Annotated in this window: 15 protein-coding genes; 4 read left to right on the top strand and 11 right to left on the bottom strand. The window is 63.3% G+C overall.

Going from position 1 to position 16909, the window contains the following annotated elements; all coding sequences use genetic code 11:
* Window positions 1-41: 41 nt before the first annotated feature.
* The 11 genes from JHD67_RS05570 to JHD67_RS05520 all read right to left on the bottom strand — a co-directional run bounded on the left by JHD67_RS05570 (window position 42) and on the right by JHD67_RS05520 (window position 14400).
* Window positions 42-299, bottom strand: a complete 258-nt coding sequence (locus JHD67_RS05570; protein WP_199098154.1) for a PAAR domain-containing protein — start codon at window positions 297-299, stop codon at window positions 42-44.
* A 52-nt stretch (window positions 300-351) separates the two neighbouring features.
* Complete coding sequence (locus JHD67_RS05565) at window positions 352-888, bottom strand: hypothetical protein (protein ID WP_199098152.1); 537 nt, start codon at window positions 886-888, stop codon at window positions 352-354.
* Between the two features lie 95 nt (window positions 889-983).
* A complete protein-coding gene (locus JHD67_RS05560) occupies window positions 984-1823 on the bottom strand; it encodes a DUF6708 domain-containing protein (RefSeq protein ID WP_199098151.1) in 840 nt (279 codons plus the stop codon).
* Window positions 1824-1905: 82 nt separating this feature from the next.
* Entirely contained in the window at window positions 1906-2469 is a 564-nt protein-coding gene (locus JHD67_RS05555) for a DUF6708 domain-containing protein (RefSeq protein WP_343214315.1), read from the bottom strand.
* Window positions 2470-2764: 295 nt separating this feature from the next.
* Window positions 2765-3250, bottom strand: a complete 486-nt coding sequence (locus JHD67_RS05550; protein ID WP_343214314.1) for a DUF6708 domain-containing protein — start codon at window positions 3248-3250, stop codon at window positions 2765-2767.
* A gap of 373 nt (window positions 3251-3623) precedes the next feature.
* Window positions 3624-4097, bottom strand: a complete 474-nt coding sequence (locus tag JHD67_RS05545) for a DUF6708 domain-containing protein (RefSeq protein WP_199098145.1) — start codon at window positions 4095-4097, stop codon at window positions 3624-3626.
* 385 nt (window positions 4098-4482) lie between these two features.
* Window positions 4483-5085: a DUF6708 domain-containing protein gene (locus JHD67_RS05540; RefSeq protein WP_343214313.1), complete on the bottom strand. Its 603-nt coding sequence runs from the start codon at window positions 5083-5085 to the stop codon at window positions 4483-4485.
* A 170-nt stretch (window positions 5086-5255) separates the two neighbouring features.
* Entirely contained in the window at window positions 5256-8540 is a 3285-nt protein-coding gene (locus JHD67_RS05535) for a T6SS effector BTH_I2691 family protein (protein ID WP_199098141.1), read from the bottom strand.
* Entirely contained in the window at window positions 8537-9478 is a 942-nt protein-coding gene (locus JHD67_RS05530; RefSeq protein ID WP_199098139.1) for a hypothetical protein, read from the bottom strand. Before JHD67_RS05530 ends, JHD67_RS05535 begins: the two co-directional genes overlap by 4 nt.
* The gene (gene tssI / locus JHD67_RS05525) at window positions 9475-11550 is read right to left on the bottom strand and encodes a type VI secretion system tip protein TssI/VgrG (RefSeq protein WP_199098137.1); all 2076 of its coding nucleotides are present in this window, start codon (window positions 11548-11550) and stop codon (window positions 9475-9477) included. The genes JHD67_RS05530 and tssI overlap by 4 nt, the downstream gene beginning before the upstream one ends.
* A gap of 330 nt (window positions 11551-11880) precedes the next feature.
* Entirely contained in the window at window positions 11881-14400 is a 2520-nt protein-coding gene (locus JHD67_RS05520) for a TonB-dependent receptor (RefSeq protein ID WP_199098135.1), read from the bottom strand.
* A 290-nt stretch (window positions 14401-14690) separates the two neighbouring features.
* Here JHD67_RS05520 and JHD67_RS05515 point away from each other — a divergent pair, with 290 nt between their 5' ends.
* Genes JHD67_RS05515 through JHD67_RS05500 form a run of 4 tightly spaced genes read left to right on the top strand, consistent with a single transcriptional unit; the run spans window position 14691 to window position 16768 of the window.
* Window positions 14691-15122: a YeeE/YedE family protein gene (locus JHD67_RS05515; protein WP_199098133.1), complete on the top strand. Its 432-nt coding sequence runs from the start codon at window positions 14691-14693 to the stop codon at window positions 15120-15122.
* Window positions 15119-15544 (top strand): DUF6691 family protein, encoded by a 426-nt coding sequence (locus JHD67_RS05510; protein ID WP_199098131.1) that lies wholly within the window; start codon window positions 15119-15121, stop codon window positions 15542-15544. The genes JHD67_RS05515 and JHD67_RS05510 overlap by 4 nt, the downstream gene beginning before the upstream one ends.
* 11 nt (window positions 15545-15555) lie before the next feature.
* A complete protein-coding gene (locus tag JHD67_RS05505) occupies window positions 15556-16422 on the top strand; it encodes an MBL fold metallo-hydrolase (protein ID WP_199098129.1) in 867 nt (288 codons plus the stop codon).
* A 10-nt stretch (window positions 16423-16432) separates the two neighbouring features.
* On the top strand, window positions 16433-16768 hold the full coding sequence (locus tag JHD67_RS05500) for a metalloregulator ArsR/SmtB family transcription factor (protein ID WP_233171652.1): 336 nt from the start codon (window positions 16433-16435) through the stop codon (window positions 16766-16768).
* Window positions 16769-16909: the final 141 nt, after the last annotated feature.

Raw genomic sequence — 16909 nt, 5'->3', positions numbered from 1 at the left:
TTTTGCCATGCGTGCCCTGCGTCGCCGCCTTGACCCCTGGGTCAGGGAGCCACCTGCCAGCTCTCGTCACCCTCCGGCAGCGAACCGCCGTGGCTGGTCTGGCAGCCGACATATGCGATACCCGCGCCGCCAAACGTGGACGCCGAACCCGTGGTAATCGTGGCGCCGCAGCTGGTGTCGTCGCCAATGCGCGCGGCGGCGCGACCATTCACCATCACACCCGCGCTTCCGCTGGTAACGGTGCCTTCGCCGTGGATGGGGCAACTATGGCGGTGGCCAACAAGAACAATAGCGGGCATCGGGAAACTCCATATACAAGACAGGCGAAGGTGGCGAGGGCGCGCGTGCGCCTCAGTGCAGCGAGGCATCCGCAGGCAGCATGTCGTCCACGGGGAATTGCATGATCAAGTGATTGAAAATCACGCGACCCACGGGCGACGCCTGCGGCCAAAGGCTTTCCGAGGCTTCGAACGTGCACCAGCGCAGCCGGTCGCATGCATCCTCGGCCAACATATAGCGGTGCACGATACGCGGCGTTGGGCTCAGCACGCTCCGAAAGCGGATGAACCAGGATTGCATCCCCTCATCGGGCGCATGCTCCTTCTCCTGCAACACCCGGTGCCGGGTGCGCACCTGGACCATCGACTTCTTGCCGTAGGCGCTCGCGGACATGCCGAACTTGAGGGATACGTTGTTGATGACGTTCATCGACAACGCCCCGTGGCAATCGCGCCGGCCGTCGTAGCTGGGCAGGCACGCCATCATGCCGGGCGCGTTCGTCTGCGGCATCTCGCGCACCACCCAGTCCGTGGGAATCAACACCATCGCCTGCACAGTGTTGTGCTGGTGCCAGCGAAAGCCCTCGGGGGCTGATAAGGGGATATCCATGCGTTCTGCTCCTGGCTGGCTACGCATCACGCGCCATCGTGTCAGCGGCACGCCACTACAGTGCTCATGGTGCCGCACACCAAGCGGCATCCGTGTCAGCCGGCCCCTTGACCTGGGGTGGGAGCAAGCGGTACGGGTTGAGGGCGAAGTCCTGGTTGCAATGGCGCGGTGCGCGATTCGATATCCATGGCGTCGGGCCACTTCACTTTCGGTGCAAGGCGCAGGGCGAGGTTGTACCAGGGCACGGTGTTGGGGTCCTGCGGCTCGCCCGGAGGCGGCAGGGCGCTGGGGCCTTGTTGCATATAGGTGCACACGTACGCCCATGCGTGTTCGTTCGCACCCATGGTGCTCAGGTGAAAGCGGTCGATCACTTTGTTGGTGCCGGGCGCCACGATGGAGAGCATCACACCCCACTTGATAATCACGCCGCCATTTCCGGTGGCGCCGCGTTGCTTCCAGGCTTCGGCACGCACCTGCGACCAATCGTAGGCCACGGGCACCACGCGCCAGCGCTCGAACGGGTTCCACCAGCGGTATTTGAAATTGTAGACGTAGATTTTTTGGCGGGCGCGGTTGAAGCGAAGGGGAAGGTCGCGAGGCACGGCGCAATCTAGACGATAGAAAATCGCCATTGACCACGATCCCACTAGAAGAAAGAGAGTGTTTAAGAATAGAAAAGAATAGTCTCCATTAGCGAAATCTTCAAAAATAAGCGTCTGCGTCCACAATAAATAAGTTGCTGTAAAGAGCGAAAACCAAACAAGAATTCCTCTGACTGCAAGTGATCGTCGAGGAATCTCCAGGTAAACATCATCGCTATGGTTAGGGCTGTCATAGCCGAGCGATGCCGCTTCTGTGGGCGGCACGCTGGGCAGCGAAAGGTCAGCCGTCCATCCGACGCACGGCGGATCGAGCAAGGGCTTCGTCGCACTCATGTCGGGTCCTTCGCATCGAGCTTGCTTTCAATCACGGTGAGCCGGCTTTTGTCGGTGGTAATGGCGTGCAAGGGCATGGGGTTTATGGCGCGGTGCGCGATTCGATATCCATGGCGTCGGGCCACTTCACTTTTGGTGCAAGGCGCAGGGCGAGGTTGTACCAAGGCACGGCGTTGGGGTCCTGCGGCTCGCCCGGAGGCGGCAGGGCGCTGGGGCCTTGTTGCATATAGGTGCACACGTACGCCCACGCGTGCTCGTTCGCACCCATGGTGCTGAGGTGAAAGCGGTCGATCACTTTGTTGGTGCCGGGCGCCACGATGGAGAGCACCACGCCCCATTTGATGATCACGCCGCCTTGCGCGGTAGCGCCGCGTTGCTTCCAGGCTTCGGCGCGCACCTGCGACCAATCGTAGGCCACGGGTACTACGCGCCAGCGCTCGAAGGGATTCCACCAGCGGTGCTTGAAGTTGTAGGCGTAGATTTTCTGGCGGGCGCGATTGAAGCGAAGGGGTTCGTCGCGAGGTGGGGATATGTCCAAACGCACACCGCATGAAATAACCAAAATTCCGAATAGAATAAAAAAAGAATCCAATGCAATGAACGAGTAATTCGATGCACTCCATGCGTCTAAAAGGTCATATGGCATGCCCACAAGCGCCATAAGGGGGGGTAGTGTAAAAAGCGATATCACGCCACGAACCCTGGATGAGCGCCTGGGTATTTCCAGATAGGTATCGTCTCCGTGATTAGGTCGGTCGAATCCGAGCGACGGCGCGACGGAAGGCGGTTCATTAGGCGATGGCAGGTCGGCTTGCCATCCTGGGCAGGGTGGATCGAGTAGAGGCTTCGTCGCATTCATTTCGACTGGCTCGCATCGAGCTTGCTTTCAATCACGGTGAGCCGGCTTTTGTCGGTGGTAATGGCGTGCAGGGGCATGGGGTTTATGGCGCGGTGCGCGATTCGATATCCATGGCCTCGGGCCACTTCACTTTCGGTGCAAGGCGCAGGGCGAAGTTGTACCAGGGCACGGTGTTGGGGTCCTGCGGCTTGCCCGGAGGCGGTAGCGCGCTGGGGCCTTGTTGCATATAGGTGCATACGTACGCCCATGCGTGTTCGTTCGCACCCATGGTGCTCAGGTGAAAGCGGTCGATCACCTTGTTGGTACCGGGTGCCACGATGGAGAGCACCACGCCCCATTTGATGATCACGCCGCCATTCGCGGTAGCGCCGCGTTGCTTCCAGGCTTCGGCACGTACCTGCGACCAATCGTAGGCCACGGGCACCACGCGCCAGCGCTCGAAGGGGTTCCACCAGCGGTACTTGAAATTGTAGGCGTAGATTTTCTGGCGAGCGCGATTGAAGCGGAGGGGTTCGTCGCGAGGTGGGGATAGGTCAACACGTAGCGAAAATATACAGCCCCAAATCATCAGCACGGAAGATGCAACACCGATTACGGCCAACACCCAATCGTCGCTAGATAGTGAGTCTGGAATTAGAATTGGTTCTCGTACAAACCAAAAGAATAAGAATATTCCAAACCACATCATGATGCCGCGAACTCGCGAGGATCGCCGGGGCATTTCCATCCAAACTTCGTTTAGGCAGTTTGGTTCATCAAATCCGAGCGACGGCACGACGGAAGGCGGTTCATTAGGCGATGGCAGATCGGCTTGCCATCCTGGGCAGGGTGGATCGAGTAGAGGCTTCGTCGCATTCATTTCGACTGGCTCGCATCGAGCTTGCTTTCAGCCACGGTGAGTCGGCTCTTGTCGGTGGTAATGGCGTGCAGGGGCATGGGGTTTATGGCGCAGTGCGCGATTCGATATCCATGGCGTCGGGCCATTTCACTTTCGGTGCAAGGCGCAGGGCGAGGTTGTACCAAGGCACGGCGTTGGGGTCCTGCGGCTCGCCCGGAGGCGGCAGCGCGCTGGGGCCTTGTTGCATATAGGTGCATACGTACGCCCATGCGTGTTCGTTCGCACCCATGGTGCTCAGGCGAAAGCGATCAATCACCTTGTTGGTGCCGGGCGCCACGATGGAGAGCACCACGCCCCATTTGATGATCACGCCGCCTTGCGCGGTAGCGCCGCGTTGCTTCCAGGCTTCCGCGCGCACCTGCGACCAATCGTAGGCCACGGGTACTACGCGCCAGCGCTCGAACGGATTCCACCAGCGGTGCTTGAAGTTGTAGATGTAGATTTTTTGGCGAGCGCGATTGAAGCGGAGGGGTTCGTCGCGAGGTGGGGATAGGTCGAAACGAAGACCGCAAAACATAGACCAAATCCCGACTAAAGTTATAAGGCTACCCACTACTACGAACGAGTAATCTAAGCGATTCCACGCTTCTAAAAGTTCGTATGGCATTACCGCAAGCAACATAATAAAGGGTGGTACAAGAAGCGATATCACTCCCCGAATCGTGGATGAGCGCCTAGATATTTCTAGATAGGTATCGTCTCCGTGATTAGGTCGGTCGAATCCGAGCGACGGCACGACGGAAGGCGGTTCATTGGGCGATGGCAGATCGGCTTGCCATCCTGCGCAGGGTGGATCGAGTAGAGGCTTCGTCGTACTCATTTCGACTGGCTCGCATCGAGCTTGCTTTCAGCCACGGTGAGCCGGCTCTTGTCGGTGGTAATGGCGTGCATAGGCATGGGGTTTATGGCGCGGTGCGCGATTCGATATCCATGGCCTCGGGCCACTTCACGTTCGGTGCAAGGCGCAGGGCGAGGTTGTACCAGGGCACGGTGTTGGGGTCCTGCGGCTCGCCCGGAGGCGGCAGGGCGCTGGGGCCTTGTTGCATATAGGTGCACACGTACGCCCACGCGTGTTCGTCCGCACCCATGGTGCTCAGGTGGAAGCGGTCGATCACTTTGTTGGTACCGGGCGCCACGATGGAGAGCATCACGCCCCACTTGATAATCACGCCGCCTTGCGCGGTAGCGCCGCGTTGCTTCCAGGCTTCGGCACGCACCTGCGACCAATCGTAGGCCACGGGCACCACGCGCCAGCGCTCGAAGGGATTCCACCAGCGGTATTTGAAGTTATAGGCGTAGATTTTCTGGCGGGCGCGGTTGAAGCGGAGGGGTTCGTCGCGGGGTGGGGAAATATCCACCCGAAAGGCAAATAGAGCGAACCAGACAATTAGCGCTATAAAAGAAATATCAAAAAAGAAGAACGATGTATTCACATCCTCCCAAGCATTGACTATCCATTTTGAAAGGGGGAGCGGCCAAATTAATATGAGCCCCGCAAACCACATCATGATGCCGCGAACTCGCGAGGATCGCCGGGGAATTTCCATCCAAACTTCGTTTAGGCAGTTTGGTTCATCAAAGCCGAGTGACGGCGTGGCTTCGAGAGTAGCGTCTGGCGGCGGAAGGTCGGCTTGCCATCCTGGGCAAGGTGGATCGAGTAATGGCTTCGTTGCACTCATTTCGGGTCCTTCGTATCAAGCTTGCTTTGAATCACGGTGAGCTTGCCCTTGCCGTCCAGGTCGCTCTTGTCCGGCCAGTACTCCACCACCAGGGCCAGGGCGGTGATGTCGTGGCCGGAGTGCAAGTCGATGCTGCCGGTGATGCTGAGGGTGCGCGGCTTGCTCTTTTCGTCGTCATCGACCACGGGCGTGGTGGTGGTGAGGTCGTAGTCGGCAAATCTGGGCGGTGGCTGCAGTGCAAGCGGGGCGCCGTCGTTGCGGCCGGCGGCGATGATCTGCGTGTCGTGATGGCGCGTTACCGCCAGCGCCCAGCTATAGCGGGCGGCGAGCGGGTCGTAGCCCGGCAGGCGGATGGCGTATTGCAGTGCCGGTCCCAGAGTTACCGTGTCGCCGCTGCCCACGGTCACGCCCATGGGGCCAACAGCGACGGAACCTTGGGTAACGCGCAGGCGCCGATGAATTCCTACCTCGGCGGTGAGGCCGAGCACGGCGGCGTTGAGCGCGGCGATGGCCGTGTTATGGAAGTCGCTGACCAGGGCCGCCCGTTCCTGGGCGGGGAGCTTCTTGATTTCAGGGGTGTAGGGGTTCCACTGCCGCTGCTCGCTGGGCAATCCCCACAGGGTGTGGCGCGCCCATAGTTCCAGCGGCGAAGATTCTTCGCTTTTGGCCCACATGGCGATGGCGTAAGCGGCTAGGCCGAGAATCAAAGCTAAGCCCAGCGGTCCCAACAAGGATGCTTCGGGAATTAGAGCCGCCCAAAGTCCAACGCCCGCTGATAGGGCAGAAGCAGCCGCCGCACCGAAGTAAGCCTTGAACGCAGAGTTGTCCCCTTGTGCGCCCATCCGATCCGCTGCCCACGCGTACCCCACCCCATCCACGATCCCTGTCACCGCAGTGATCGCACCACCGAACTGCGCGATCCGCGCCCCCACCGGCATTACCTTGGTTTCCAGGCCCAGCCTTGTCGTGCTCAGCACCTTGGCGGTGGTGGTGATCTGTGGATAGAGCGCGGCCATGGTCTGGCCGGAAAGGGTTGCGCCTACGCCCATCACGCCGATGGAGGCGGACCACACCGCGGCCACGGCTTCGTTATGCCCTTGGCCGGGCGCCTGGGCGATGGCATCCAGGCTTTTGCGTAAGCCATCCTGCTGAAACCACAGGCTGCCCAGGGTGAGCAACACGTTGGGGCCGGCCGCGCCCAGGCGCCGGCTGGCGCTGCCGGCGCGCCGCAGCTGGTGCATGGCCTCGCCCGCGAATTGCCGCGCTTCCACCGCGCCCAGTTCCATGGCCTTGGTGATTTGGGCGGCGTTGCGTTCCAGCGTGGCGGCGCCAATGCTGATAAGGCGGCGGCCTTGTTGCGTGCCGGCGCGTACGTTGTGCGCCAGCCCATCCACCCGGCGTTTCACGCCCTCGGCCTTGTCCAGCACCCACACGGTGACGGTAATAAGGTCGGTGTTGTTGCGCGCAACGGCTACCGTCAGCGCGCCGCTGAGCACCATAGCGCGCACTTGCCGCGCGGCGGGCTGGGCTACGTTCTTGTTGAGGTTGTGGAGTAGCTCGTCGGCCTTTTCATGCAGGGTCTCACCAAGCAGGGTGAGGTATTCGCCCACCCGCAGCGTCACCTTTGTTTCGGTGATCCATTGCCCGCTGTAGCGCAGAAACGCCGCGCTGTGTATGTGGCCCACCCATTGCTGGGTCACCGGCTGGAGGTGTTTTACCAGCGCGTTGCAGGCGTTGCTGGTGGCCGCGAGCAGTTGCGCCACGGCGCGCTGTATCGGCTCCACCATGGCCCGCTGCCCTTGGGTGGAACCGATAAGGGTGCTGATGGTGTCGTAGAGCTTGTCCAGGCTTTCACCGGACAGGTCGCTCGGGATTTGTTCCAGCAGGGTCTGGTCTTTGGCGAGCAGCGCTTTATAGAGCATGCTGCCGCGATCTTCGAGCAGGGTTTGCCACAGGCGTTGGGTGGGCTCCAGCTCTTTACCGGGCTGGGGCAACGCGCCGGTGGGGCCGCCGGCCAGGCAGGCGCTGACGGTGCAGGTATAGGCCAGCGCGGAGGCGGCATCGTCGTTGCGCGTGGCTTTGTCGGCGCGGGTGCTGGCGTAATCGTGCCGCATGACCAGCTGGAACGCCGCGCTGGAAGCGTGTTGCTCGTAACGGGCGCCCAGTTTGTCGATGGCGGCCTGGTGGGCTTGCATGCCTTTGTCGTAGTCCGCCTGAAAGGCGGCGCGATCCGGCTCGCTGTAGCGTTCTTCCAGGCGCGAGTGCTGTTTCGTGGTTTTGTGCTTGGTGACCCGCTGTGTTTCGGCGGGCACGTCCACGCCCGGCATGGGCGCCTTGGCCATCAGGAAGGGGTGGGAGTTCCATTCGGCGCTGTGTTCCGCCTGGGCTTTTACTTCGGCCTTGGCCTCGTCTTGCGCCCAGTGGGCTTCCAGCTCCTTGATGCCGAGCAGGGCTTGGGAGGTAAACAACTTCAAGGGCCGCTCTTCGCTGGCGGCCCATGCCTGGGCGGCCTGGTGCTGGCGCAGGCGCAGGGCGTTGTACTCCTGCACCAGGCCCACGGGGTCGGGCAGCAGCAGCACCGGCAGGCCGTGGGTTAGCGCGTGCTGCTTGGCCGCAAGGCTGGCAAAGGCCTGCGTGCCGGCCATGCGCTGGTGGCGCGGGTAGATGCCGTGCACGCTGCTGAAATCCGGGGCGGTGGGCGCGTACTCCCACACGTTGCTGCTCAGGTCGTTCGCCTGGCTGAAGGCCATGGCGTGGTTGACCGACGAGGGGTCTTCCTTGAGCGCGGCGAGGTCGTAGAGGGTGAATCGACTTGGCGGCGCGCCGGCCTTTCGGTAGCTGTCGAGCACGCTGGCGGGCCATGGGTCGCTGGCAAAGGCTACCTGGGCTTTCTTGTATTTGCCGGTGTCGATATTCAAGAACGACGAGGGAATGTCGTGGCTGTCGCCGGTGCAGGCCAGGGTGAGCGGTGCCGGCTGGTCCCTGGGCATTTCGTAGGGATCGAACTGGCGCAGATGGCCTTCGGCGGTTACTTCGTAGGCTTGCCATTCGCGCTTATCCAACAGCACGTAAAGGTAGCCCTCGCGCAGCGTGCGCAAGGCGTCCTCGCGCCATGCGATGTCGCCGGGTCGATCCATGGGTGTTTTGTCGCCCAGCGCGGGCGCCAGCACGCGGCGCAGCGGCAGGATGGGCAGGCCCTTGCGTTTGCAGGCCCGGCAAACGCCTGCTTGCACGCGGCTGGATTCGGCCACAACGGTGTTCAGTGCTTGGCTGGTGCTCATAGCGCTTCCTGCGGGGCATCAAGGTAGGTGGCGATGTTCATCCACACGCGGTCGTGGTACGTGGCGAATAGCTCGGCGAGGGGCACGTCGCCGCGTGCCGCGTGGGCGATATCCACCCGCACGCGTTCGTGTTCGTGCAGACGCGGATGGATGAGAAGGCGATGCAGGGTGAGCGTGAGAATGTTCTGGCGGTCGCCAAGGCCCAGCGTGCGCGCCGTGCGAATCATGCGGAACGCGGTGGCGGCCGCCTGGGGCGGCAACACGGTGAGGCCTTGCCAGGCGCGCGGGGCGTAAGGCAGCCGCAGTTGCGTGGCACGACGCCAGGCGGCCAACACATCGGCGACCAGGGGCGCTTCGCGTTGGGCGTGCAGGGCCACCTCGGGCAGGGGCGTCGACTCGTCTTTCGCGCGGGCGCTCAGCGTTGCAAAGCCGCCCCAGCTCGTGGGGAGTAGCCAGTGGTTGATGGGCCACAGAAAGCCGCCCAGCTGCTGTCGCAGCGCCGCCATCAGCAGTTCCATGCGCAGCGGCTCGAACTGCGGTACGAAGGCCGCGCTCTCGATCGCCGTATGGCGACACAGATCCACAATCTGTTCGGCCACCACGTCAGGGGTGATGGCGCTGGTGAGCAGCGCGCACACGTAGCGCTTGCGATAGCCGGCGTCCTGTTGCGCGGTGGCTTCGATCAGCGCCAGTAGCTGGGGGTCGGGCGCTACGCCCGGGCGCGCCAAGGTCATCAAGGCGGGCAGGGCACGGGGCTGGTGCGCCAGGTCCGGGCGCGGCACGCGGGTTAGGGCGTCCTCGCCCAGCTGCCGGGTCAGCGCGTCGATGTGCAGGGCATGCTCGGTGGCGCAGGGTGCCAGGGGGTCGAGCAAGAGGTACAGGTAATCGGTCGGTGGCCGAAGCTCCGCATCGAAGGCCGCCAGCATGCCGGCACTCATCGCTGACTTTCCTCGCAATGGGAGGTGGAGCCATCTACCGGTGCGCCACGGAACGAGAGCGGGTTGGCGGCTCCGCCCGATTGGTGCACGACGCCTTTGAACTTGATGTTGATCGCTTCGATCGTTACGCCGGTTTTGTCGACGACGATGCTGCCGCCGGGGCCGTGGATTTCGTAGCTTTCGCCCACGCGCAGCTCGTAGCGCTGCGTCTGCCGCTCGATGCGCTGGCCGGCGTGGAGGCTGTGGTGGCCCTGCACGGTGGCTTCCACATGGCCGCCCACGTCGATGGTGTGGTTGGCGGCGATCTTCTCCTGGCGGTGATTGCCGATGGTTTCGAGGTGATCCTTGCCGATGTTCAGCGTGTGGTTGCGTTCGATGCTGAGGAACGCATCGTTTGCGATCTGGTGGCGGCGATCCTTGCCGATGGTGACCTGCTCGTTCTCGCCCACGTTCTCGCTGCGGTCGTGGCCGATGGTGATGCGCTCGTCGTGCTCGACCTGTTCGGTGCGGTCGTGGCCCACGCGGGTGGTTTCGTCGTGCTCGACGACGATGTTCTGGTCTTTCTGCGCGTGGACGTAGATTTCTTCCTGGCCGGCTTCGTCCTCAAAGCGCAGCTCGTTACTGCCCTTGCCTTTGTGTGTTTGGCTTTTGATGGTCGTGCGCGTCTTGTGACGCGGCAGCTCGTAGGGCGGCGGATTGAGGGCGTTGTACGCACGGCCCACCACGTAGGGCCGGTCCGGGTCGCCGCTTTCAAAGCCCACCATGACCTGTTGGCCAATGCGCGGAATGGCCATGGCACCCCAGCCCGCGCCGGCCCAGCCTTGCAACACGGGTACCCAGTGCGAGCTGTGTTCGTTGAACTCGCCGATGCGATCGAAGGCGAACTGCACGGCGACTTCGCCACGGCTGTTGACGTGGATTTCCTCGGCGGCAGGGCCGACCACGGTCGCCGCCATCAAGCCGTCGATGATGGGGCGGGGATCGTGGGGCGGCTTCCACTCCACGCGATCGGGCAGGATCTGTGCGCTGTATTGGTAGTGCGTGCCGACCTGGGCGTCCGCGCTTTCGTCTTCCTGGCTGGTGGCCTGGGTGCCTTCGTGCACCATGGACAGCACGCGCCAGCCGGTGTTCCAGCTTTCGCGCGGATGGCCCTCCAGGTCGAAGGCCCAGCCGGGTTGAAGGCGTGCATCGTCGCCGGTTACCTGGGCCAGCTGCGCTTGTGCGCGCAACGCGTTCAGGCGCGTGTCGGTATGCAGCTTGCCCATGGTGTCGGTGGCGCCGGGGTAACGGCCCGGGTAGCGATAGATTTCGTAGTCGTTGCGCTGGTGATCCAGGCCACGGGCGAGCTGTTCGCTCTCGTGGTTATACGCAGGGTGGTCTTCGCTGTAGTCACGCTGGGTGACGCGCGCGGTGCGCACGTGTTCGGTGTATTCGAACTGCCACACGCAGGGTTCGCGTTGATCGCCGCCGGGGTTGGCCAGGTACGGCACGGGGCCGCCGTCGGTCACGCCGTGTACGTAGAGGCGGTCGCCCAGGATCAGGGTGTGCTCGGTCGCGGTATGGCGATGGGTGTAGTACAGGCCGCTCTCCGCGGCCAAGCGGTGCACGAAGCCTAGGTGCGTCTCACCCGCTTGCATGACCGTGGGGCGGACGTCGTGCGTCTTGGTGAGCACGGCTTCCCGGTGCATCACGCCGGAGCGCTTGAGCACGTCGTCGAGTATCTGCGGCACGGTTTGCTGGCGATACAGGCGCCAATCGGCGCACAGCTCGGCGCGCGCCAGTTGCGGCTCGATCACGGCGCGGTAGCGTGTGCGGCGAAAGCCGGTCTGGCCTTGGCTCAGGCTGGACACCACGCCATGCACATAGCGCACGACCTGATCGCCGCGATGGATGGCGAATACGGCGGGCTGATCGAGCAGCGTGCCAAAGTCGAGGTCCGGGCTGGACGAGGAGAGTTCCAGCTCCAGGCGGAACGGCTGCGAGAGATTTTCGATGAGCCGAAAGCTCACCACATCGAGCGAGGGTCCCTGGCCCGGCTGGAAGGTGAAACGCAGATCGGATTGGCGCGCCATCGGCATTCCCTGAGGCTGGCAAAGGAACGGGCTACGTTGAGGCAGGACGGATGAGAAACCCATCCGTGCATGTGGACGGGTTCTGTCGGCCTTGGCGGATACATACGCGTGCGCATGCCCACACGGCCGAAAATGCAGGCCGTGTTGCCCTCGTTTATGGCGAAGGGCGTGGGGTTGGATCGCGAGGATGGGGGCGCCCCGGCCGGGCCTGATGGCACCTACGGGGCACTGATCCGAGCATCTCGGCAGGCCTTGTGTGCCAAGGCCTACATTCGAAATACGGGATGACCTACAAAGCAACCCCCGCAGAGCGGGGGGCTTTTGTGGCGGTTAGAACTTGACGCGGAATTCCGCGCCGTACATGCGGGGCGGTGTGATGTATGCGTAAGGCGTGCCCAGCACCGATTGCGAAACGGTGCCCAGGCCATTCACGTATTGCTTGTTGAACAGGTTGCTGACGTAAAGCGCCATGCCCCAGCGTCCGCTGGCGGCGCTCCAGTCCAGGCGCATGTCGGTGCGTTCCTGCGCTTTGTTGAGGCTGAAGTTGGTCGGCAGCGAGCACTTGCCCTGGTAGACCGAGGCGTCGTTACAGCGCAGCGGGCCGCGAAAGCCGTAGTTCGCACTGTAGGTAAGGTTGCCACCCACCACGTCGTGCCAGGTGTAGGCGCCGTTGACCGAGTAGTTGATCTTCGGTTCGCTTACGGGCTGGCCGGAGACGTCCTGGTAGACGATCTGGTTGGCGGCGTTGAGGCCGATCGGCACCTTGGCACTGGTGTATTTGGCGTCGATGTAGCCGCCGTTGAAGTTGAGGCGCAGATCGTCGATGGGCACCCACGACACTTGCAGGTCTACGCCGCGCGCGTCCTGGTCGGTGTTGCTGACCTGGTACTCGGGTACGTTGAAACCGGCGGTGGACGGAATCACCGTCAGCGTTTGCACGTTGTCGTAGCGGTAGTAGTAGACCGAGCCGTTGACCAGCAGGTTGTACTCGGGGAAGGTGGCTTTGAAGCCGGTTTCGACGTTCCACACCTTTTCCGGCGAGAACTCGGCACCGGGTTCGGTGCCGTCGAAGCCGCCCGCCTTGTAGCCCTTGGCCACCGACGCGTAGCCCATCACTTCCGGGGTGAACTTGTAGGAGAGCACCAGGCGCGGGCTGGTGTCGTTCCAGCGGCCTTCTTTTTCGATGCGCTCGTTCACGGCGGTGGCGAAGATCTGGTTCTGCTGCAGCAGGCTCACCAATTGCGCGCCGGTGACCTTGCCGCCGGTGAGCACCGATACCAGGTTCAACAGGCCGGCGGCCTGCATCTGCGCCAGCGTGTTGTCCAGCTCGGGCGCCGAGCGGGTGGGCGTGTACCAGCTGAAGTTCTTTTCGTCGTGGGTAAAGCGCAGGCCGGTGGTCAGGTCCAGCTTGTCGCTGAGGTGCCAGATCACGTCGCCGTAGCCGGCCACCGCGCTGAACTTGCCGTTGTTGGTGACGGTTTCGGTCCACGGATCGCCGAGCAGGCGGTAAGGCAGCGCCAGCGAGCGCAGGATGGAGTCGAAGTAGCCGAAGATGGTGCCGGTGGGCGTGTACTGTTTGCCTACGCCGGTATTGAGCGCGAGCGTGTCGTAGGTGTCGGTGTTCACGCGCGCCAGATTGGTCTGGTTGGCGTGTTCCTGGTAGTAGCTGGCGCCGGCCACCCAGTCCAGCAGGTCGTTGTTGCCGGTGAACTTGAACTCCTGGTACCAGGTGTGGCCGTCGCCGATCACGCCGGTGTTGAGGTATTCGGTGACCTGCTGCAAGCCCGTGCCGTTCTCGACGTGCGACATGCTGTAGCTGGTCCAGTTGGTGGTGGAGGTGAAGCTGCCCCAACTGAAGTTGTGATCGATGGTGAGCGTGGCGTCGTTGTAGTTGCGCTCTTCGCGGCCATCGGTGGCGCTGTTGTAGAACGGCGCGTTGATCGGGTTGTAGAAGGTGGACGGATTGGCCGGGAACGGCGCGCGCGCGTAGAGATTGTCCGCCGGCATGGGCACCAGCCCCATGTCGATGCGCGAGGGCTGCTTTACGCGATCGTGGTCATAGGCCAGCTGCACCTGGGTATCGTCGGTGACGTTCCAGCGGTACACCGCGCGGGTGCCCCACTCATCGTCCTTGCCGTAGTGCTGGCCGGTGGCGGCATCCTTGAGCCAGCCGTCGCTCTGGTTGTCCACCACGCTCACGCGCAGGGCCATGTCCTTGTTGATGGGAATATTGACCAGGGCATCGGCGTAGCGCTTGCCGTAGTTGCCCAGGCGCACGCGCGCATCGCCTTCGAATGTGTCGGTGGGCGCGTTGGTGATGATGGAAATGGCGCCTGCCGCGGTATTGCGGCCGAACAGGGTGCCTTGCGGGCCCTTGAGCACTTCCACGCGGGCGATGTCGTTGAATGCCATCAGCGAGCCGCCGCTGCGGGTCTGGTAGATGCCATTGATGTACACGCCCACGGCCGAGTCGGTGCCGATACCGAAGTCGTTGGTTTCGATGCCGCGCAGGCGATAGGTGGGTTGGATGGCGTCGGTGTTGTCCACCACCAGGCCCGGCACGAACAGGTTCATCTGGCTCAGGTCGGTGGCCGCCACCGTGGCGATGTCCTTGGCGGTGACGATGTCCATGGCGATGGGCACGTCCTGCATTTCCTGGGTACGGCTCTGCGCCGTCACGGTGACCTGCTCAAGCTTGGTGGCGTTGGTCGCGGAGGGTTTCTGGGCGGTGGCGTCCTTCTGGGTGGGTGCGTTGGCGTCCTGCGCCACTGCGGTGCCGGCGATACCGGCTGCGCCCAGGAACAGCGCGCAGCCGATGGCGGAGGCAAGCCCTCTCTTGCGGATAAACATAAGTTGAAAGTTCCCCGTGATAGTGCAGACAGCAGGCAATGCCATCGTCGTGCCTTTGCTCTCCCCCGGCGCGACGATACGTCTGCGCATGTTCACTTGGGCGACGCTGGCATGTATAGATGCGGCGCAGCATGACTGCCTGGACCGGGCAGGGGACTTGGGGCTTTGCCGACCTCTGCTGTGGGCTTTGCGCGCCGCCAGCGTCAGCGCGACGTTTAGCCGCCTTGCCGGCGGCCTGCGTCGGCAATATATTAGAATTATCTAATATATGAATAGGTGGAGGTGCGGCCATGCATCCCTGGTTGTTGGCGACCCTGGGTGGCGTGCTGATCGGCTTATCGGCGGTGCTGCTGATGGGCGCGCTGGGCCGGATCGCCGGCATCAGCGGCATCGCGGGCGGACTGCTGGCCGGTGCGGGCACGGGTGACCGTGCCTGGCGTTATGCCTTTGTGCTGGGGCTGGTGGTGGCGCCGCTGTTGCTGGCGCTGGTGCGCGGCGATAGCGGCGTGGGTGTGCCCCAGGTGAGCTGGCCGTGGATGGCGGCAGCTGGTTTGCTGGTGGGCTTCGGCACCCGTCTCGGCAGCGGCTGCACCAGTGGTCACGGGGTATGCGGCATCGCGCGCCTGTCGCCGCGCTCCTTGGTGGCCACGGGCGTGTTCATGCTGGTGGGCATCGTCACGGTGTTGGTGGTGCGCCATCTGCTCGGAGGATTGCACGTATGAAGGCCTGGATAGCCATGCTGGCCGGTGTGTTGTTCGGCCTGGGCCTGAGTCTCGCCGGCATGACCCAGCCGGCGGTGGTGCTGGGCTTCCTCGACCTGTTCGGCCGCTGGGACCCGCGCCTGATGTTCGTGATGCTGGGCGCGGTGGTGACCACCGCCGTGGGCTATCGATGCGTGTGGCGCGGGCGACGGCCGTGGCTGGCGGATGGTTTCCAACTGCCGGCTGCGCAGGCCATCGATGCGCGCCTCGTCGCAGGCGCGGCCATGTTCGGCATCGGCTGGGGCATCGCGGGCTATTGCCCCGGGCCGGCGCTGGCGTCGCTGACGGCCGGCAACCCCGCCGTGCTGCTGTTGGTGGCGTGCATGGGGTTGGGTTGGTGGCTGGCCGCCACATTCACCGCAACGACTGTTTCGCCCGCGTAAGGAGTCACCGTATGCAACGCCCCGAGGTCAAAGCCTTCTTCGACAGCGCCTCCCACACCTTCAGCTACGTGGTGTGGGACCCGGCCACGCGCGAGGCGGCGGTGATCGACAGCGTGCTGGATTTCGACCCTGCCTCGGGGCGCACCAGGCGCGACGGCGCGGATGCCATGATCGCTTTCGTGCAAGCGCAGGGCCTTAGCGTGGCCTGGGTGATCGACACCCACGTGCATGCCGATCATCTGTCGGCCGCGCCGTATATCCAATCGCGCCTGGGCGGCAAGCTGGGCATCGGCGAGCATATACGCCAGGTGCAGCAGACTTTCGGCACGCTGTTCAACGCCGGCACCGAGTTCCAGCGCGACGGCAGCCAGTTCGATCATCTGTTCACCGATGGCGAACACTATCGATTGGGCGACATCGATGCGGTGGCCCTGAGCACGCCCGGTCATACCCCCGCCTGCATGACGCACGTGATAGGCGATGCGGCTTTTGTTGGCGACACGCTGTTCATGCCCGACTACGGCACCGCGCGCTGCGATTTCCCCGGGGGCGACGCGGCGCAGCTATACCGATCCATCCAGCGCATCTTCACGCTGCCGGATCAGACGCGCATCTTCCTGTGCCATGACTACAAGGCGCCGGGCCGCGACAGCTTTGCCTTTGAAACCACGGTGGGCGAGGAAAAGCGCGGCAACATTCATGTAGGCCATGGCGTGAGCGAGGGCGATTTTGTGAGCATGCGCACCGCGCGCGATGCCACCTTGGCCATGCCGCGCCTGTTGCTGCCTTCGGTGCAGGTGAACATGCGCGCGGGTCAGTTGCCGCCGGCCGAGGACAACGGCGTTCGCTATCTCAAGCTCCCGCTGGATGCCGTGTGAGGCCGAGGCCATGAGCGCATCGCGTACTCGTACGCGCAAGTCGAATATCGATGTCGAGGCCATGCAGCGTCACGCCGACGACGCGGTGGCGGTGCTCAAGGCCTTGGGCAGCACCAATCGCCTGATGCTGCTGTGCCAGCTGCTGGAGGGTGAGCGTTCGGTCAACGAACTGGCCGATGCCTTGGGCTTGGCGCAAAGCGTGGTTTCCCAGCATCTTTCGTTATTGCGTCGCGATGGCCTGGTGGCCGGGCGGCGCGAGGGCCAGTCCATTTGCTACGCCATCAGCGATGAGCGGGTGCGCGCCTTGATGGATCGCCTGTTCGAACTGTTCTGCCACGACCAGTAATCAAAGCGCCGCGAGCGGGATATTCGGTGATCCCACGACAGGCCAAAGCCCTACGGTAAGCAGGAAACGGCTTTGCTACGGTCCGTCGATGCCGTAGGGAGAAGCAGCGCGCCGTGACGCGTGCGGTGCCTCCACCGGCCG

The organism is Dyella sp. ASV21 (assembly GCF_016428975.1).
Classification (GTDB): domain Bacteria; phylum Pseudomonadota; class Gammaproteobacteria; order Xanthomonadales; family Rhodanobacteraceae; genus Dyella.
Note: the sequence above shows the minus strand (reverse complement) of the source record. Positions and strands in the feature narration are given on the sequence as shown.